Here is a 20,344-nt window from a genome sequence, read left to right as displayed (position 1 = left end):
TCCCCTAAGGGATGACTGGTCTTCAACCAGACGGGTTGCCCCATTCGGACATCTGCGGATCAATTCGTGTGTGCCAATCCCCGCAGCTTTTCGCAGCTTACCACGTCCTTCTTCGCCTCTGAAAGCCTAGGCATCCGCCATACGCCCTTAACGATTTCTTTCCTATTGGTTACTCAAGCGCTTTATGCGCTCGGTTTTCTCTTTGTGATGTCTTTACCGTTAATGTCAATGATCTTAATGTCTTCTTGTTCAACTGATGAACAGATGTTGTTTTTGGCTCCATCCGTAACTTTTAAATCAGTCTTCCAAAACTGTGGAGAATAAGGGAGTCGAACCCTTGACCTCCTGCGTGCAAGGCAGGCGCTCTAGCCAGCTGAGCTAATTCCCCCTCTAGGTGCTGTTGGCGATTTGCTCCTTGCTGTTGGCTTTATTGCCTTCAGCTATAAGCTATTTGCCAGCCGCTTTAATTAGTAGTCTCGGGCAGGCTCGAACTGCCGACCTCTACATTATCAGTGTAGCGCTCTAACCAGCTGAGCTACGAGACTTTGTATGAGTAATGATCCATGAGTAATAAGTAATCCCTTTTCCTCTTCTGCATTTCTCAATCTCTTTCCCTTTACTAATTTCTAGTGGGTTTTGTATTGTTAATATAACCAACCAAACAAAAAACTAAAGCTTTACTTTAAGTAAGTACTTTGTACTTGCGTACTAATTTTGTTTATCGTCCCTAAAGACGCTCTAAAATGAGATGTTCCAGCCGCACCTTCCGGTACGGCTACCTTGTTACGACTTAGCCCTAGTTACCTGTTTTACCCTAGGCAGCTCCTGTTACGGTCACCGACTTCAGGTACCCCAGACTTCCATGGCTTGACGGGCGGTGTGTACAAGGCCCGGGAACGTATTCACCGCGCCATGGCTGATGCGCGATTACTAGCGATTCCAGCTTCATAGAGTCGAGTTGCAGACTCCAATCCGAACTGAGACCGGCTTTCGAGATTTGCATCACTTCGCAGTGTAGCTGCCCTCTGTACCGGCCATTGTATTACGTGTGTGGCCCAAGGCGTAAGGGCCGTGATGATTTGACGTCATCCCCACCTTCCTCTCTACTTGCGTAGGCAGTCTCACTAGAGTCCCCAACTTAATGATGGCAACTAGTGACAGGGGTTGCGCTCGTTGCAGGACTTAACCTAACACCTCACGGCACGAGCTGACGACAACCATGCAGCACCTTGAAAAATGTCCGAAGAAAAGTCTATTTCTAAACCTGTCATTTCCCATTTAAGCCTTGGTAAGGTTCCTCGCGTATCATCGAATTAAACCACATAATCCACCGCTTGTGCGGGCCCCCGTCAATTCCTTTGAGTTTCATTCTTGCGAACGTACTCCCCAGGTGGCTAACTTATCACTTTCGCTTAGTCTCTGAACCCGAAAGCCCAAAAACGAGTTAGCATCGTTTACGGCGTGGACTACCAGGGTATCTAATCCTGTTCGCTCCCCACGCTTTCGTCCATCAGCGTCAGTTGTTGCTTAGTAACCTGCCTTCGCAATTGGTGTTCTAAGTAATATCTATGCATTTCACCGCTACACTACTTATTCCAGCTACTTCAACAACACTCAAGACATGCAGTATCAATGGCAGTTTCACAGTTAAGCTGTGAGATTTCACCACTGACTTACACATCCGCCTACGGACCCTTTAAACCCAATAAATCCGGATAACGCTTGCACCCTCCGTATTACCGCGGCTGCTGGCACGGAGTTAGCCGGTGCTTATTCGTATAGTACCTTCAGCTACCCTCACGAGGGTAGGTTTATCCCTATACAAAAGAAGTTTACAACCCATAGGGCCGTCGTCCTTCACGCGGGATGGCTGGATCAGGCTCTCACCCATTGTCCAATATTCCTCACTGCTGCCTCCCGTAGGAGTCTGGTCCGTGTCTCAGTACCAGTGTGGGGGATCACCCTCTCAGGCCCCCTAAAGATCGTAGACTTGGTGAGCCGTTACCTCACCAACTATCTAATCTTGCGCGTGCCCATCTCTATCCACCGGAGTTTTCAATATCAAATGATGCCATCTGATATATTATGGGGTATTAATCTCCCTTTCGAAAGGCTATCCCCCAGATAAAGGCAGGTTGCACACGTGTTCCGCACCCGTACGCCGCTCTCTAGATCCCGAAAGATCTATACCGCTCGGCTTGCATGTGTTAGGCCTCCCGCTAGCGTTCATCCTGAGCCAGGATCAAACTCTCCATTGTATGTTTGTCTGACTCACTCAAAGTTTTTTAACGCTTTAGTTTTTCCTTACTTGGTTGTTATATTGTATGTCAATGATCTTTATATCTTTCGCTTTGTAACGAAGCACTCTCTTCTGTCAGTGGCGCTCCGTATTTGCGAGTGCAAAAGTAAAACTTTATTTTGATTTGACCAAATGTTTCTGAAGAAAATTTTAAAGTTTTTTAAGTAACCTTAATCCTCTTCCAAAACCTCAATCTCTATACTCCTGCGCTCCCTGTAATTGGGACTGCAAAGATACAAACTCTTTTTAAACCCGCAACTCTTTTTGTGAAAAATTTTAAAGTTTTTTTGCCCGTCTCTTCTGAAGTATATAATGTTTTATGCTTAGCTAAAAGCTCCTCTGCGCTACTGTTATACTCTCGTTTTTCAGTGGGGCAAAGATAGAAACTTACTACACACCACGCAACTTTATTTAACATAAATTTTACCTTTACGTAATATTAAGCCCTAATCAACTGGAACGCAGTGAGAAAAATTTTAAACATTTGTTTGGAGGGAGGAGGGATGCGGGAGAGGCGTGGAGAATGGGTGGGGTGGAGAGTATTTGTAATGGGTAATGAAAGGTATACATATATATAATAGCTAATGCTGTTTTAAAACAAACATGCTTTAGATAAGTTGGGGATAATGTTCCTTCTATTGAATAGAATGAACCCGGTATTTTGTAATCTGATCCTCATAACACGAACCCTGGATCATCATTCATAACTTATCATTCATAATTCGTCTCATACCCTAGCCCTGATAGAAATGATTACCCCGCAGCAGAGATTAGAGAGATGAGGGCATGAAGGGCGGGAGAGCAAAGGCGCGAGGAGTAAAAATGAATAGCAGGATGGAGCTCCTATAAAAGCAAATATAATAATGTATCATAAATGTTATACCTATATATAGTGATGAAATATTATTTGAAAAGAAATTCTTGCCAGGAGCCTTTATTTACTTGTTATTTCATCCTTATGATTCACCTTTTCAACTATAACAATAGATGTAATAGTGATAAAAACTAGTCAACATTTTTTTTGATTCCTTACATTTGTAGCGCATTCCGGATTCTAAGGAGTGAAATGAGTTTTATATGACAGACAGAAAATATAAGGAAACGGTTCATACTGATAAAAGCCAATACGAATATATTACGGTAACCCACGACGAAAATAATGTCAGAATCTATACTTTGAAAAATGGATTGAAAGTTTTTCTTGCTCAAAATTTTGATGCTCCGAGAATACAGACTTTCATTCCTGTAAGAACAGGAAGCAATAATGATCCTGCAGATAATACAGGACTGGCTCATTATCTTGAACATATGATGTTTAAAGGAACTTCAAAAATCGGGACCCAAAACTGGGAAAAGGAAAAAGAACTTCTGGACCAGATATCAGCATTGTATGAAGAGCATAAAGCAGAACTGGATCCTGAAAAGAAAAAAGAGATCTATAAAAAGATTGATGAAGTGTCTCAGGAAGCCAGCCAGTATGCCATTGCCAACGAATATGACAAAGCTATTTCTTCTTTGGGAGCTACCGGAACAAACGCACATACCTGGTTTGATGAAACCGTATATAAAAACAATATTCCAAACAACGAGCTTGAAAAGTGGCTGAAAATAGAAAAGGAAAGATTTTCTGAGATTGTACTTCGTCTTTTCCATACGGAACTGGAATCTGTATATGAAGAGTTCAACAGAGCTCAGGATAATGACACAAGACTTGTAAGCTATGAATTGATGAATGCTCTTTTCCCTACACATCCTAATGGCCAACAGACAACACTGGGAAGACCTGAGCATTTGAAAAACCCTTCAATGAAGGCTATTCACAAGTATTTTGAGGAATATTATGTTCCTAATAATTATGCTATGGTTCTGGTTGGTGATCTTGATTTTGAAGAGACCATTCAATTAGTTGATCAATATTTTGGCACTTTGCCGTATAAAGAGCTTCCACAAAAGACACCGATTATTGAACAGCCCATTACAGAAATCGTTACAAGAACAGTGAAAAGCCCTACTACTCCACGCACTCAGCTTGCATGGAGGACAGAAAGCTATGGAACAAGGGATGCTATGCTTGCGGATGTTGTTGCCAATATCCTTAGTAACAGAGGCGAAGCCGGATTATTGGATCTGCATATCAATCAGACTCAAAAAATGCTTTGGGCTCAGGCTTTTTCTGTAGGTTTAAGACAATATGGATATTTTTCTATTGTAGCCGTACCTAAAGAAAACCAAACTCTTGAGGAAGCAACGAACATGGTGCTGGAGGAAATTGAACTGATAAAGAAAGGCGATTTCCCGGACTGGATGCTTCCAGCAATCATCAATGATTTCAAAATTCAGAGAATGAAGGGTCTTGAAACAGCGGAAGGACTTGCTACTACCCTGTATGATTCTTATATAAAAGGAAGAACATGGGAGCAGGAACTGAATGAGATGGATGAATACGCTGCTTTTACTAAGGAAGATGTGGTGAATTTTGCTAATGATTTTTTCAAAGAAAATTATGTTGTTGTCAATAAAGAAAAAGGAGTCAACGATTTATTGATCAGAGTTGAAAATCCAGGTATTACGCCAGTTAAAATCAATCGTGATACCCAGTCTGAGTTTTTAAATGGAATTTTAGCGGATAAGACTGAGGATATTAAACCTGAATTTATCGACTATCAAAAAGAGATTGCCACTGATCAGCTTAACGGAAAGAAATTGAGTTTCGTAAAGAATAAATATAATGATATTGCACAGCTGCATTTCATTTTTCCTTTTGGGAGTGACAATGACAGAGATTTAGGAATTTCCACTCAGTTGCTGCAATACCTGGGTACAGATACTCTTTCGCCTGAAGATTTAAAAAAGGAATTTTTCAAAGTCGGAATCAGTAATGATTTTAAAACTACGAATGACCAGCTGATCATTTCTCTAAGCGGGCTGGAAGAAAATATAGAAAAAGGTATTGCTCTCCTGCAGCACTGGATGCATGATGTAAAACCAGACCAGGAAATCTACAATCAGTTTGTGGGAACTGTACTGGAAAACCGACAGGCCATCAAGAAAGATAAAAACCGTATTATGACAGCCCTGACCAATTATACGAAATTGGGCGCTCACTCACGTTTTACGGATATTATTTCTAAAGAGGAATTGGAAGGCTGTAATTCTGAAGTCTTCACCGACAGAATGAAAAAGCTTTTCAAATATCCTTATCAGGTATTCTTCTATGGTAAAAATTTTGAAAATTTCAAGGCATATATTGGTCAGTATATAGAAACTGAAAGTCTTCAGATCCCGGAAGCTAAACAATATCCTGAGCCCGCTACCGGAGGAAACGTAAATTTCATCAATTATGATATGGTTCAGATGGAAATGAGCAAGATCGGAAAAGGAAATCTGGTGAACCCGCTTCATTTTGGAAAGATCAATGTATTTAATGAATATTTTGGGCGGGGATTATCATCAATTGTTTTCCAGGAAATCCGTGAAAGTAAAAGTCTTGCCTATTCAGCCTATGTTTCTTACGCAGCCAACTCTGAACTCAACCATCCTGATTATGTGACTACTTATATCGGAACTCAGCCTGACAAACTTATGATAGCTGTGGATACGTTGAATGAACTGATGAATGAACTTCCTGAAGTGCCTATTCAGTTTGAAAATGCAAGAAATGCGGCTCTGAAGCAGATTGCTTCAACAAGGGTTACCCGGAATAATATATTTTTCAATACATTAAGATTGAAGAAACTGAATATTTATTATGATTTCAGGAAAGATATCTATAAGCAGATTCAGGATCTGAAATTTGAAGATATCAGACATTTTTATCAGACAGAAGTCAAGTCCATAGATTTTAATACAGCCATTATCGGTAAAAAAGAAAATCTGAATATGGAAGCCGTCAATAAAATGGGAACATTTAAAGAAGTAAGTCTGAAAGACATTTTCGGACATTAAAAAGCAAACCGCCCGATAGAATTATCGGGCGGTTTGCTTTTTATAAATGATAAATACTGATTGATCAATGATCCTTCATAATTTACTTATGTCATCATACAATCCCCGTCTCCGTCCTGATAGTTGGGGTTAAAATTGTCAGGAAGTAATTCCAACAGCTGTTTATGAAACAGATATTCTCTTTTAAAATCACGGTCATGGATATGAGAAAATGTTTTTGACTGCTGTATTTCCTCATTCAGTCTGGTCTGATAACTGGTAAAACCTTTCACTTTATTGGTAACTATGAAATAATTTAGAAACCGGACAACCTCAGCTAAATCAGAGGTTGAAAAAAGGTAAGGGATTTTGAGGTATCCGTCGCGGAGCTGTAATAGTAAGCAAGATTTGAGTTGATTATTCTTATCGAAAATCTTAATCCAAAAGTATGTAAATGTATCAGCAAAACTTGAAAAGAAATATTTTTCATCTTTTTTCCCTTCCAACACCCACGGATTATCTATAAAAGTATTGATTTCACCTGCATTGCGCATCCCTGAAAATTCAGTCATAAAATCATCACTTTCTTTATCAATACGATGAAGAACTTCATATTTGAAATCCGGTTTCTGTACCGGTAAGTTCTTTATTGAGATTAATAAATTGGCAGCAACATCCAGAGTTTGAAAAAGAGGTTTCAATGGCTGTGTTCCAGGCTTTTTTTCAGGAATCAGTTTAGCTGCATCAGTTTTGAAGTAATACCTTTTCCCATCTTTAGGAAAGACATATTCAAAAACACCCAGAATGTTGTAGAGGGCTTCTGCTTCTTTGGTAAATTCTGTAATGGCAATTCTGCCTTCATATTCTTCAAAAACTTTTTTCAGCAATGCTTTTGCAGGTCTTTTCTTTCTGTATTCCGGGTTTACATATAAGGTACTGAGCCAGGCATATCTGATTTCTTTGCCATCAACAATAAAACAATCCGGAAAACATCCCACATAACCAATGAGCTTTTCTTCAAAAAATGCCAGAATAAGAAGGGTATCTTCCTCTGTCGCTTTAGGATTCTGAATATGTGACAGTGCACGATGTTTTGTAATAGGAAGAAAATCATACTGAAGGAAAGCTCCGGATGATATAAAATCTTCCAGCTCTTTTCTGTTGAATGTTTTCAGTACTATCATTTTCTTAGAATAGTATTTTTATTAATCAGTCTTTTCAGTTTGAAATAAGCAGTTTCTCTTTTCAGTATTTGTTCTCCGCTCTCACCCATTTCCATTGGAATTCTTTGAAAATTTTTCTTCACACTATCCAGCTTTACCCCTGCACAACCAAAGCTGCAGTAGATTTCTTCATTTTTAAAGAGCTCATCAAAAAAGTCTCTCTGTACTTCAAAATCAGTAAACGGAAATGCAAAGCTTTCATAAAGGAAGCCATTTTCTTTTAAATAAGCAAAAGTTTTATCCGTAGTTTCCATCTGTTCTTTCAAAGATAAATCTCCATATTTCGGGTGATCCCAACTGTGAGAAGAGATTCCAAAACCTTTTCTGGTAAGCTCTTTTAAATCTTCTGTACTTAAATAGGGTTTGAATTCTTTTGAATAAGCTTTAAAATCCACTTCAAGTTTTTCTGCAAGCTGATCAAGCATATCCTTTCCCTGATAGTTAACCTGTAAAATATTCTTTTGCAAAACGCCTCTATCTACTTGGTTGTCAAGAGAAAACACATGATAAACCTCAGGATCTATAATTTTGTTCTTTTCAACTGCATCTGCAAGAAGGCTGGCCTTGCATCTGAACATCATGTCTTTATTATCAATGAAAGCCGGATTTACAAAATTGCAGGCATAAATTCCCTTTCGTTCCAAAATGGGAGTGGCAACATCATAAAACTCTCTGAAACCATCATCAAAAGTTAGCAAAGCAATCTTTTTCTTAGGTTTGAAATTTCCGGATGTAAATTCTTTAAACCCTTGCCAGTCTACAAACTGAAAATTCTTTGCTAGATGATCGAGATCTTCTTCAAACTGTTTTGTGTTCTTATAACGGATCACATGTTTTATATGGGGAAGCTCTCTGTCGGAAACACTGTGATAAAGCGGCAAACAGTAATCCAGCGGAAAAGATTTCCCGATATTATCAGATTCGAAAGCTGCCAAAACATTGATGATCCTATCTTTCATCTTATTTAAAATAAAAAAGAATCTATTCAAAACTCAATTCAAATAGATTCTTAAAGGTATAACTTTTAAAAATTATTTTATAATCTTCATTTCATCAACAAGCCACTTTGAGTCAGCGAACTTCTCAATGATGAAAAGGATATATTTTGTATCTACCATGATGTTTCTGCTGAAACGAGGATCATAGTTGATATCACTCATTGTTCCTTCCCACTGTCTGTCAAAATTCAATCCTACAAGGTTTCCGTTGGCATCAAGAGCAGGGCTTCCTGAATTTCCTCCTGTTGTATGGTTTGTTGCAGTAAATCCTACAGGAACGTCACCTGTTTTATCTTTATAGTTTCCGAAATCTTTTTTGTTGTAAAGATCAATCAGCTTTTTTGGAACATCAAATTCATAATCTCCAGGAATGTATTTTTCCATTACTCCTGCCAGGTGAGTCTGGTATCCGTAAGAAACCGCATCTCTAGGAGTAGAACCTTTTACTTTACCATATGTTACACGAAGCGTTGAGTTAGCATCCGGGAAGAATTTTCTGTCTTTATCCGTCTGCATCTGCTGAGCCATGAACTTTTTCTGTAAAGCATCAATTTTTGCCTGCATTGAAGTGTATTGCGGATCTGCAGTTTTCATATATGTTTCTTTCATAGAAACATACAGCTGATAAATAGGATCTTTTTTTAAGGTCTTGATCAACTTATCCTGGTTAGAAAACGCTTTATCGATGTCTGTAGTTAATGTTCCTCCATTCACAGCAGTTCTTCCTGTGATAATAGAGTTTTTAGACATATCTTCTATTACAGGAATATTCTGGTTTTCATCTTTATATTTACTGAATCCTGCCGGCAAAAACTGTGGCGCTGTTTTATTAACGTACAAAGCTAACAGTTTTGCAGTTACTTTAGCATCAAGTTCTGCACTGTAGTCTTTATAGAAAGAAGTTAATTTTGTCTTTAACTTGGAAAGTTCCTTTTCATCCATTCTTCCTGCTTCTACAGAAGCTACGAAATCATAATAATCTCCGGCAAGTTTCAAAGTCTCTGCATTTCTGATTACTTCTGTGTAATAAGCATTGTTTAATGCATAAGGAGCCTGATCATTGTACAGTTTATTCAGCTGATCCAAAGTAGTCTTGATTTCAGGGTTCTTAGCTACCAAAGAACCTTCGTACATTACTTTCTTCTCTACAGCATTGGATTTTTTCAATCCTTCTACTTCACCGATCCATTTTTTCCAATAGTTCGCTACTGAAGCATATTTTGAAGCATATTTAATACGCGTTTCATTGTCAACACGCATTTTTTCGTCTAATGTTTTCAACGCAACATCACGTACAGCAATTCTTGCAGGATCAATATCCTTCATTATTTTCTCTACACCTACTGCAGGAAGATATTCTGTAGTTCTTCCCGGGAATCCGAATACAAAAGTAAAATCGTTTTCGTTTTTATCTTTTATAGAAACCGGTAAGTAGTGTTTTGGAACGTAAGGTACGTTGTCTTTTGAATATTCTGCAGGCTTATTATTCTTGTCTGCATAGATTCTGAACATAGAGAAATCTCCAGTATGTCTAGGCCAAACCCAGTTGTCTGTATCACTTCCGAACTTTCCGATACTTTGAGGCGGAGCTCCTACAAGACGGATGTCTTTATAGGTTTCGATTGTGTAAGCATAGTATTTGTTTCCATAATACATAGGCTTTACCATGATCGACTGGTAAGATTCAATTTTCTGAGCGTTTTTGTAAACCTCAATATTGTTGTTGATCCTTTTAGTAAGTTCCGGCTCTGTCAGATTGTCCGTCCCTTCTAAAATCTGATCAGTAACTTCTTTTATATCTACAATAAAATCTACTTTTACTCCTGGATTAGGCAGTTCTCCTTGTGTATTTTTTGCCCAGAATCCGTTTGAAAGAAGGTCATTCTGAACGGTAGAATGCGCCTGAATCTGACCGAAACCACAGTGATGATTGGTTAAGAGCAGTCCTTTAGGCGAAATAATTTCTGCAGTACATCCGCCGTTAAACTGTACTACCGCATCCTTTATGCTTGGTTTCTGAGGATTGAAAATATCTTTTGCAGAAATCTTCATTCCCAAATCCTTCATTTCCTTTTCATTCAGCTCTGTAGGAATCCACATTCCTCCATATTGTTGTGCAAATGCCATTGCAGCCGGCAAAAGAAATACAGATAAAAGTATCTTTTTTGTCATAATCAAAATTTTGCCCGAATTTACAAAGAAAAATAAGAATAGACCTTATAAAACGGGCGGAAAAGTTGCTAAAAGGTCGTTTTTAAAAAGAGAGATAGTCAATAGTGAATTTTGTTTCACAAATGAAAGGTGAATATTTGTTATTAGACGGCACTTCCAATTAATCATAAATTCATTAAAAATTGACAAGCAGGGAGAATTGTCTATTCACCATTCCCTCCTACCCTATGGCTCAGTTTTTGTTCATTGGAAGTAACTTTATTTATTAAAACATACTTAAATTAATTATTATGATGAAAAGCAAAATGCTCATGTTGGGAATGGGAGCTGTTCTGTTCCTTACTTCATGCTCTAAAAAAGAAACGACTGAAACAACCGGTACAAACACAGATTCTGCAACAGCTGTTCAACCCATTGCTACAGACAGCATCACTAAAGCGACGCCTACTGCAGCTGGTGACACTTCTGAAAATGCATTAGACTGGGCCGGTACTTATGAAGCGACAGTTCCCTGTGCTGACTGTCCGGGCATCAAAACTTCTTTAACACTGAATAATGATAAAACATTCAGCATTTCTGAAGAATATCTTGACAGAAATTCAAAGAATCAGGATAAGGGATCTTTCTCATGGGATGCAACAGGAAGTATGATCACTTTAAAAGGAAAAACAGCAAACTATAAATATAAAGTTGGTGAAAATATGCTGATCCAGCTGGATATGGAAGGAAAAGAAATTGACGGTCCCAACAAGGATCTTTATATATTCAAGAAAAAATAAAAATAAAGGCTCAGGCCTTTATTTTTTTGCTTTTATACCCTCTAAAACTGATAAGCTGTAATCTTCGGATCATCTACCAACCGTTTGATGACTTCTTCATGATGGGTATTTTTGCCTGTTAATCTCCATATTACCGCTAAACTCCCTTGTGAGTACTGCTGTTTGATCATCTGATAGTTTAAATGCTGCTCTTTGAAAATACTTTCACAATATCTAATATCTCCTGAATTGGTAAGTGTTATTCTGTACTCTCTTACTTTGTGATAATTGTCAATAAAATTCTGAAGATAGGTTAAGGCACTCAAAATGATCAGAACCAAAGCTGTTCCTAACAGTGCAATATAAACATATCCGGAACCTACCGCCATCCCTATTGAAGCCGTTGCCCAAATAGTGGTTGCTGTAGTAATGCCTTCAATTTTATTGTCTCCTTTGAAAATCACTCCTGCTCCCAAAAATCCGATTCCGGTAATAATATTGGCTGCAAGACGGTCCGGATTCGCCACTCCTATTTTAATGGAAAGAATAGTAAACAGACAGGCTCCGAAACATACCAGAATGAAGGTTCTGAGACCAGCAGATTTATTTCTGTATTCACGTTCAGCACCAATGAACAGTCCTAAAATAACAGAAATAAGAATAAGCAGCAATTCATTTTTGACAGTGTAATGGTCTTGAAGAAAATCCATTTTTTTCAATTTAAGCGTAGAATAAAATTACGACAAAAAATTTATCTGTAAGGCTATCATTAAACTTTGTTTAAGGCAGGAAGATTTTATTGGACTGAAAAACTTTCGTAATATTACAGATTAAATGGAAAAGGCAAGTACAGGAGTTATGAAACCTACATTTTTTTCGACAAAAGAAGAATTCAGAGAATGGCTTGAGAAGCACCATGAAGATGCAAAAGAACTTTTAACAGGGTTCTACAAAACCGGAAGCGGAAAACCTTCTATGAGCTGGTCTGAATCTGTAGATCAGGCTTTGTGCTTTGGCTGGATAGACGGAGTGAGAAAATCAATAGATCACGAAAGTTATTCTATACGTTTTACTCCGAGAAAGTCTTCCAGCATTTGGAGCAACATCAATATCAAGAAAGTTGAAGAGCTCACCAAAGCAGGACTGATGACTCCTGCAGGGCAAAAAGCATTTGATCTCAGAAAAGAAAATAAATCCGGAATTTATTCTCATGAAAAAGCGGATGTTTCTCTTGATCCGGTTTATCAAAAACAGTTTATGGATCATCATGCTGCCTGGGATTTTTTTGAAGGACAGGCTCCATCCTACAAAAAGGTGATCATACACTGGATCATGAGTGCCAAACAGGAAAAGACAAGGCTTTCACGACTTGAAAAAGCTATCGATATAAGTAAACAATCAAAAAAATTAGAATAAAAAATAGTATTATGGATAAAGAAATTTCACACTTCTGGTTAGGATATTTCAAGAATGAAGAAGATTTTTACAGTTTCGTAGAAGAGGATGAAAATTATTATATAGAGGAAGAAACTGACGATCAGTATGTTTCCAAATTTGCAGAATCCCAGAACATCAAATGGTTTGATGATGATTTCATAGAATATGGCTTTGAAGATGAAAACCTTGGGCTTTATGATAAGTTTGCAGAATATTCTTATGCTGACCAATGGCTTCCGATCCTGGAAAGAAAACTGAATGAATTAAGTCTGGACACTCCTGTGAATGCTATTATTTTTGCGACAAGGTTTGTAATTCCGAATCCGGTTTCTGTAGAAAATGATGATTATTCACTTCACTATGTGGGTGAAATAGAATACAATATTTAATATCAGGAATTTTTTCCATTGATAACAAGTGGCTTCATTTAGGGATGGAGTCACTTGTTGTTAATAAAAGAAATAGAAGTAATTTTGCATCTGATGAAATTATATTCTGCCTTACAAATCGGGGATTATCACATTAATCATTGTGAAGATTATTTGCTTATTAAAAAAGTCGATTCTGATAAAATTGTATGTGCTGTTATGGACGGTTGCTCTACAGCGATGGACAGTCATTTTACCTCAGCACTTTTTGGAAAGCTTTTACGTAAAGTTATCATTGAAAAAGGTTATAAATCTTTATACGACAAAAATATTCAACGCAGCTTAGACGAAGATCTCAAAGAAATAGTTGAAGGCTTATTCAAAGAACTTGTATTTAGTAAAAATTATATGATGCTGGATGAAAAAGAGCTGTTAACCACTCTTATCATCTTGGTTTATAACAAAGCAAAGGACGAAGGAATAATCTTAGCCATTGGTGACGGCGTTATTTGTATCAATGGAAAGATCACGGAATTTGATCGTAATAATAAACCTGATTACCTTGCCTATCATCTTCATGAAAACTTTGAAGACTGGTATTCTCATCAATCTCAGAAAATAATTTTTAATGATCTGAATGATATTTCCATTGCTACTGATGGTATTTTGAGCTTTTCAAAAATTAAAAAAACAGATTCTGATGAAATGATCAATTTTGCAGAATATTTGATGATTGACCGTCAAAATAGTGATACTGAAGAAATGCTTAACAGAAAGCTTAAACAGCTAGAACATCAATATGGAGTAAAACCTACAGATGACTTAGCTATCGTTAGAATCATAAAATAATTCATACATTTTGAATACTATGAAACAATCTAAACCACATCGGTTCTATTCATTCCTGAAAAGGCTGTCCATCAACGCTGTCCTAATTTCCGCGGTCGCATTTGTACAATTTTACTGGTCAATGGGAACCTTTTCAGATCGTATGTCAAGCGGCTGTCTGGAATGTTGGTTTGTTGAAGATGTATTATTTATGTCAATGATAACCGGCATTTTTCTTTCTGTGATCTTTTCTTTGTTTTCCTTTATTAAAAAGGTGTTGGTCAAAATGAGCATTGAGTTCTTATTGCTGTCCTTTGTCTGGTTATTTTGGAATTATTCCATATTTGTAGACAGAGAATCCTCATGGAGTACTTATGAATTCAATACAGAGATTCAATATACACTATCGCTTTCTTTTTTTCCGGTTATCTTTCTGGGATGTTTGTGTGTTTCACTTTTACATTATAAGGAAATAAAAGCTAGATTTATATCTTATAAAAACAAACACCATTGAAAAAACCGGATTATGTTGTCAGTAATGCATACGATTCTGTAGAAAAAAAATAAAGGTATCCTAATTCTAATAAAAATAAAACTTCCGCCCAAAAGACGGAAGTTTTTTATTTAAGGTATGATTTACAGTATTGATTAATGCGCTTCCAGCCAGTTATCTCCTACTCCAATTTCTACTAACAATGGAACCTGCGTTTTTAAAGCGTTTTCCATTTCAGTTTTAATCAGTTTTGAAGCGGCTTCAATCTCATCTGTTGGAGATTCGAATATCAATTCGTCATGTACCTGAAGCAGCATTTTTGTTTTTAGCTGTTGTTCTTTAAGTTCCCTGTCTATCTTAATCATGGCAAGCTTTACAACATCTGCGGCACTTCCCTGAACCGGTGCATTTACAGCATTTCTTTCTGCATGTCCTCTTACCACGAAATTGTTGGAATTAATATCTTTCAGATGACGTTTTCTTCCTAATATAGTTTCTACAAAACCAAGCTGACGTGCTTTATTCACCTGCTCGGCCATGTATTCCTTCAGTTTTGGATAGGTTTCAAAATACGCTTCGATCATCTGCTTGGCTTCTGTACGGGATAATCCGGTCTGTTCTGCCAATGCAAAAGCTCCCTGTCCGTAAATAATACCAAAGTTTACAGTCTTTGCCTGACTTCTCTGGGTTTTGGAAACTTCTTCCAGAGGAATTTTAAAGAGTTTTGCTGCTGTGGAAGCGTGAATATCTTCTCCATCCTGGAATGCTTTGATCATATTATCTTCTCCTGAGATTTCAGCAATCAGACGAAGTTCAATCTGTGAATAATCGGCAGAAATAATTTTCTTTCCTTCTCCTGAAACAAAGGCTCCACGAATCTGCTGTCCTCTCAATGTTCGGATCGGAATATTCTGCAGGTTCGGATTTACACTTGCCAGACGGCCTGTAGCAGCTGTAGTCTGTGAGAAATTGGTGTGTACTCTGTTATCTTCTTTATCAATCTGTGAAGGCAGAGCATCTACATAGGTTGATTTTAATTTCTGGTAGGTTCTGTATTCCAGAATATGCTTGATGATCTCGTGTTTTGAACTTAACTTCTGAAGAACATCTTCCGAGGTTGCATATTGTCCTGTCTTTGTTTTTTTGGCTTTCGGATCCAGCTGCATTTTTTCAAACAGAATTTCTCCCAACTGTTTTGGTGAATTCATATTGAATTCTTCTCCGGAAAGTTCAAAAATTGTGGTTTCTAACTGTTTCAGGTCATTTTCAAGATCTATACTTTCCTGCGCCAGCCATTTTTCATCCAGAGAAATACCTGCCAGTTCCATTTTTGCCAGTACTTCCATCAGAGGCATTTCAATGTTGTAGAAAAGCTCTTCCAGATTTTCTTTTTTCAGCTGTGGGGCAAAAAGCTCGTACAGCTGGAAAGTGATATCTGCATCTTCTGCTGCATAATCTGTCTGTGTTCTCAGATCCGCATCTCTAAAGCTGCCCTGTTTCTTTCCTTTTTTTCCGATGATGGTTTCTATGGATACCGGTTTATAGTTCAGGTATACTTCTGAAAGATAATCCATACCATGTCTTCCGTCCGGATTCAACAGATAGTGGGCAATCATGGTATCAAACATCGCCCCTTTTACAGTGATGTCATATTGTTTTAAAACTTTGTAATCGTATTTCAGATTATGAGCAATTTTCAGCAGGTTTTCTTTTTCAAAAAACGGTCTGAAAATCTCCAGTGTCTGCAAAACCTCGGCTCTGTCTTCAGAAAGCGGAATATAATAGGCAAGCCCTTTTTTATAGGAAAAACTCATTCCTACCAATTCTGCTTCCAGCTCGTTTAATGAAGTGGTTTCTGTATCAAAGCAAACAACCTGTTGCTTCAGAAGATTATCTACCAGTTTTCTCTGTGCTTTCGGATTGTTGATGAACTGATAAAGATGATCGTTCTGCTCAATAGTAGATTTTGTAGAAGTAGCCTGTTCAAGCTCCTCAAAATTGGCAAAAAGATCCAGCTGCATCACCTGACCTTTTATTTCTGTTCCAGTTGGAGTCTGCTTCACTTCCATCTCACTCACAACTACTGTTTCTGCAGGAGCGGGCGCAAAAGCTCTGTAAAGGTTTTCGTACAGCCTTCTGAATTCTATTTCATCAAAGACTTCTTTTACTTTTTCAAAATCAGGAGTTTCAAGGTCATACTGTTCCTGATGGAATTCTACAGGCGCATCACAGATAATGGTTGCTAATTTTTTAGATAAAATACCACGTTCTGCGGATGCTTCTACTTTCTCTTTCAGTTTTCCTTTCAGCTTATCGGTATTGGCTAATAAAGTTTCAATATTTCCGAATTCTTTAAGGAACTTCATCGCAGTTTTTTCTCCCACACCTTCCAGACCAGGGATATTATCTACCGCATCTCCCATCATGGCAAGGAAATCGATAACCTGTTTAGGGTCTTCAATCTCGTATTTGGCCTTTACTTCATCAACTCCTAGAATTTCGATATCACCGCCTTTTAAGCCTGGTTTATAAATTTTAATTTTATCTGTTACCAACTGTGCAAAATCCTTATCAGGTGTTACCATGAAAGTGGTATACCCTTCTTTTTCTGCTTTGCATGCAATGGTACCTATTACATCATCCGCTTCATATCCTTCAACTCCTAAGCGCGGAATATGCATGGCTTCAAGAATTCTGTGGATGTATGGAACAGCAATTTTAATCGCTTCAGGAGTTTCGCTTCTGTTGGCTTTATAATCCGAATAATCATCAGTTCTTACACTAGCCTGTCCTACGTCAAAAACTACTGCCAGGTGGGTAGGTTTTTCTCTTCTGATCAATTCGATCAAAGAATTGGTAAAACCAAAGATAGCAGAAGTATCCAGTCCTTTGCTGGTGAGTCTCGGATTCCTGATTAATGCGTAATATCCTCTGAAAATCATCGCATAGGCATCGATGAGAAACAGCCTTTTATCTTGTGTTGCGTCCATATTTTGAATAATGAACAAATATAAGAAAATAGGAGTAAAAGTTGGTAGTCTGGGGAGGGGATTCAGGATAATGAGGTTCAGATTATGAAATGAGTTATCAATTCGTTTTGCTTTTCAATTTTATGTAACATTAATCATTTACAATTCATTTTCCAGCAGTCATGATTTTCAAAGTTTACCTGTTCCATTTTGTAACTGAAGAGAAAGAAAAGATATAGTCAAAAAGAGAATAAATAGAATTTGTCCGAACCTTTTTGTTTATTTTTTTGATGGTTATTAATTACTGATAAAAAAAGAACAGTATACCAATGGCATACTGTTCTTTTTTAAGTTGTATTGGATTATTTACTTGTAGAAGGCCATAGTCCAGCGTACTGAGAAGTACCGTAGTCAATAGTTTCAGCACTGATTACGAAGCTGATCAGCATACTGTTGCTATCTACTGCATCGAAATCTACTTCGTGCTGGATTACATATCCGTTCTCCCATTTCAAAGTAATTAATGTTCCTTCTTCGTGAGATTTGTTGAATGTGATTTCTCCTACTGTTGGCTTGTATTTACCGTTTAACAAGCTTTCAAGGATGTCAGATTTTTCAGTAGCTTCTACTGTTACCTTGATTAGTGCGTTAGAAGGGTCTGATGCTACACGTCCTGAAACATCTGTAGATCTTGATACACTGTAGTTCATTTTTAACAGTTTCTGTCCTTCACCGTTGTTGAATTTTAAGATTCCTCTTGAGTTTCTTTCTGCCATGATTGTAAATTTTAATCGTTAGTAATAAATTGTTATTCAATAATTATATAACAAAGATAACCTCCTTGGTTTTGAAAAAAAAGCATTTGAACAGAAATATGAAAAAGTGTAGTAATTATACGATTTGGTGTCGTAGTTCTACGATTTCATGTCGTAATTCTACGACAAAAGACTTAAAACAAATCATAACACACTATAAATAAACATATTAAATATTATCAGAAAACAAGAAAGTTTTGCTTACTATCACACCAACAAGAGAAATAATATGTTAAAAAAGTAACTTTAAAGGAATCAAAATCACTCTATTTATTCACTAAAAATACACACAGGTTGAGACTGGGAAATATTTATTATTATTTCCTCTTATAAAACGGTTTGATCTTATATAAAAAAACAGAACAGTAAACCCGGGTGAGTATACTGTTCTGTACCAATTTTATTTTTACTAAGATGATGAATAGGCTTAATTACTACCTGTAGAAGGCCATAGTCCAGCGTACTGAGAAGTACCGTAGTCAATGGTTTCAGCGCTTATTACAAAGCTGATTAGCATACTGTTGCTGTCTATTGCATCAAAGTCTACTTCGTGCTGGATTACATATCCATTCTCCCAGTTTAAAGTGATTAATGTTCCTTCTTCGTGAGATTTGTTGAATACAACTTCTCCTTTTGTAGGCTTGTATTTACCGTTTAACAAGCTTTCAAGGATGTCTGATTTTTCAGTAGCCTCTACTGTTACTTTGATCAATGCGTTAGAGGGGTCTGATGCTACACGTCCTGATACGTCTGTAGATCTGGATACACTGTAGTTCATTTTTAACAGTTTCTGTCCTTCTCCTCCGTTGAATTTTAAGATTCCTCTTGAGTTTCTTTCTGCCATGATTGTAAATTTTGATCGTTAATATTTTGTGATTCGGTGATTGTTTAGCAAAGATAGAGGCTCTTTAGTGCTAAAAAAAACTTTTCAATATAAATCTGAGAAATTGTAGTAGTTCTACGATTTCTTGTCGTAATTCTACTACAATTGATTTAACAAACCCACTAAAACCGGCACCAGTAAAGGATTTCAACTTATTGAAAAACACGAAAAAAATGAAAATTTTCCACATAAGTGAGAAATATTAAGATTCCTTTAATATAAAGTTGGCCTATTTTAACAGATCAATTTTTCAAAAAAATAGCAACCCGTTAAAAACCGATTGCTATTTTATGTATTTGAAGTTATTTACTGCTGAGTACTTGCACCTTCTTTGATGGAACGGACCAGTATTTTATTTTTTCTTAGCAGGAAATCAGGCATCAGATCAACCGGAAGATAGAAAGAGCTTTCTCCTTTTTTCTGCAGTTCTTCTACGATACCGGGATTCCAGGTGAGGATTTTATCCATGTCTACGTTAAGTTCATCAGCGACAACTTTCAGATTGAATCCGGCATTGATTTCCGTTTCTGAAAGAGCGGCAGTGGTGGCTCGCCTGCTCCCATCCTCAAAGAAAATTTTGTTGATCCTTGAAGAATTATAGTTACTTAAAACACTCTGAAGTTCTCCGGTAGCATAGCATGCATTAAGGTATTTCTTCACATGGTTAATGGTTTCTCCGGGAAGGTATTTAGAAAATTCGTGGTATTGGGAGGAGCCTGCAGCTTCCATCGCTTTGGCAATGTTTCCTTCGCCGCAGTTATAAGCTGCAACAACGGTTACCCAATTGTTATATTTTTTATAAAGGTTTCCTAATGAGATAACAGCTGTTTTCGTACTTTTATAAACATCGGTGCGATTTTGTTCTGTAAGTCCGTATTGGTTAGCATGTGCAGTCATCAACTGCCATATGCCTACTGCTCCGGCTCCGGAGGTGCTATTTCTGTTGAAATGGGATTCTATCAGTGCCAGGTTTCTCAAATGCTTGGGAAGACCTTTCTGAAGAAGTAACTGTTCAATAAATTCTACAAGATCTTTATTGGCATTAATGATGCCTTTATATTTTCTCACACTGCTTTCCGAAGTATCAGAAGCGGCAAGAAACTGTCCGTTTACACAAATAACAGTTCCCAATAATAGTATGCCTGTAAAAATATTTCTGACAATGGTTTTCATTTTA

13 protein-coding genes, 2 tRNA genes and 2 rRNA genes (1 of these 17 only partly in view) are annotated in these 20,344 nt (G+C 37.3%); 5 read left to right on the top strand and 12 right to left on the bottom strand.

Annotated elements, in window-relative coordinates; all coding sequences use genetic code 11:
• The 4 genes from KIK00_RS20535 to KIK00_RS20520 form a co-directional block, all read right to left on the bottom strand.
• A 23S ribosomal RNA gene (locus KIK00_RS20535) occupies positions 1-161 on the bottom strand; it reaches 2,597 nt to the left of the window's first position.
• Positions 162-314: 153 nt separating this feature from the next.
• A tRNA-Ala gene (locus KIK00_RS20530) sits at positions 315-388 on the bottom strand.
• An 83-nt stretch (positions 389-471) separates the two neighbouring features.
• Positions 472-545: transfer RNA gene (locus tag KIK00_RS20525), tRNA-Ile, on the bottom strand.
• 196 nt (positions 546-741) lie between these two features.
• Positions 742-2,258 (bottom strand): 16S ribosomal RNA (locus tag KIK00_RS20520).
• The 16S and 23S rRNA genes sit together here with 2 tRNA genes alongside, the layout of an rRNA operon.
• A 1,118-nt stretch (positions 2,259-3,376) precedes the next feature.
• Between KIK00_RS20520 and KIK00_RS20515 the strand changes: the two genes are divergently transcribed.
• Positions 3,377-6,244, top strand: coding sequence for a pitrilysin family protein (locus KIK00_RS20515; RefSeq protein ID WP_255814136.1), 2,868 nt, complete (start codon positions 3,377-3,379; stop codon positions 6,242-6,244).
• Positions 6,245-6,330: 86 nt separating this feature from the next.
• Here KIK00_RS20515 and KIK00_RS20510 read toward each other — a convergent pair whose 3' ends face one another.
• The 3 genes from KIK00_RS20510 to KIK00_RS20500 form a co-directional block, all read right to left on the bottom strand.
• Positions 6,331-7,407: a GNAT family N-acetyltransferase gene (locus tag KIK00_RS20510; protein ID WP_255814135.1), complete on the bottom strand. Its 1,077-nt coding sequence runs from the start codon at positions 7,405-7,407 to the stop codon at positions 6,331-6,333.
• The gene (locus KIK00_RS20505) at positions 7,404-8,405 is read right to left on the bottom strand and encodes a polysaccharide deacetylase family protein (RefSeq protein ID WP_255814134.1); all 1,002 of its coding nucleotides are present in this window, start codon (positions 8,403-8,405) and stop codon (positions 7,404-7,406) included. The genes KIK00_RS20510 and KIK00_RS20505 overlap by 4 nt, the downstream gene beginning before the upstream one ends.
• A gap of 72 nt (positions 8,406-8,477) precedes the next feature.
• Positions 8,478-10,616: a S46 family peptidase gene (locus tag KIK00_RS20500; protein ID WP_255814133.1), complete on the bottom strand. Its 2,139-nt coding sequence runs from the start codon at positions 10,614-10,616 to the stop codon at positions 8,478-8,480.
• Positions 10,617-10,906: 290 nt separating this feature from the next.
• Between KIK00_RS20500 and KIK00_RS20495 the strand changes: the two genes are divergently transcribed.
• Complete coding sequence (locus KIK00_RS20495) at positions 10,907-11,395, top strand: copper resistance protein NlpE (RefSeq protein ID WP_255814132.1); 489 nt, start codon at positions 10,907-10,909, stop codon at positions 11,393-11,395.
• A gap of 41 nt (positions 11,396-11,436) precedes the next feature.
• Here KIK00_RS20495 and KIK00_RS20490 read toward each other — a convergent pair whose 3' ends face one another.
• Positions 11,437-12,084, bottom strand: coding sequence for an MgtC/SapB family protein (locus KIK00_RS20490; protein ID WP_255814131.1), 648 nt, complete (start codon positions 12,082-12,084; stop codon positions 11,437-11,439).
• Positions 12,085-12,232: 148 nt separating this feature from the next.
• Here KIK00_RS20490 and KIK00_RS20485 point away from each other — a divergent pair, with 148 nt between their 5' ends.
• The 3 genes from KIK00_RS20485 to KIK00_RS20475 all read left to right on the top strand — a co-directional run bounded on the left by KIK00_RS20485 (position 12,233) and on the right by KIK00_RS20475 (position 14,028).
• The gene (locus KIK00_RS20485; RefSeq protein WP_255816689.1) at positions 12,233-12,790 is read left to right on the top strand and encodes a YdeI family protein; all 558 of its coding nucleotides are present in this window, start codon (positions 12,233-12,235) and stop codon (positions 12,788-12,790) included.
• An 11-nt stretch (positions 12,791-12,801) separates the two neighbouring features.
• A complete protein-coding gene (locus KIK00_RS20480) occupies positions 12,802-13,200 on the top strand; it encodes an immunity 22 family protein (protein WP_255814130.1) in 399 nt (132 codons plus the stop codon).
• Between the two features lie 93 nt (positions 13,201-13,293).
• Complete coding sequence (locus tag KIK00_RS20475) at positions 13,294-14,028, top strand: protein phosphatase 2C domain-containing protein (RefSeq protein ID WP_255814129.1); 735 nt, start codon at positions 13,294-13,296, stop codon at positions 14,026-14,028.
• 627 nt (positions 14,029-14,655) lie between these two features.
• On the opposite strand, the gene polA is transcribed toward KIK00_RS20475, so the two are convergent.
• From polA to KIK00_RS20455, 4 genes are all read right to left on the bottom strand, one after another.
• On the bottom strand, positions 14,656-17,490 hold the full coding sequence (gene polA, locus KIK00_RS20470) for a DNA polymerase I (RefSeq protein ID WP_255814127.1): 2,835 nt from the start codon (positions 17,488-17,490) through the stop codon (positions 14,656-14,658).
• Between the two features lie 341 nt (positions 17,491-17,831).
• Complete coding sequence (gene tssD, locus KIK00_RS20465; protein WP_255814126.1) at positions 17,832-18,245, bottom strand: type VI secretion system tube protein TssD; 414 nt, start codon at positions 18,243-18,245, stop codon at positions 17,832-17,834.
• A gap of 466 nt (positions 18,246-18,711) precedes the next feature.
• Entirely contained in the window at positions 18,712-19,128 is a 417-nt protein-coding gene (gene tssD, locus KIK00_RS20460; RefSeq protein ID WP_047373784.1) for a type VI secretion system tube protein TssD, read from the bottom strand.
• Between the two features lie 345 nt (positions 19,129-19,473).
• Positions 19,474-20,340, bottom strand: a complete 867-nt coding sequence (locus KIK00_RS20455; protein ID WP_255814125.1) for a lytic transglycosylase domain-containing protein — start codon at positions 20,338-20,340, stop codon at positions 19,474-19,476.
• Positions 20,341-20,344 lie beyond the last annotated feature (4 nt).

This window comes from Chryseobacterium sp. MA9 (assembly GCF_024399315.1).
Classification (GTDB): domain Bacteria; phylum Bacteroidota; class Bacteroidia; order Flavobacteriales; family Weeksellaceae; genus Chryseobacterium.
The sequence above is the reverse complement of the archived record's forward strand: the minus strand, read 5'-3'. Positions and strand labels throughout refer to the sequence as shown.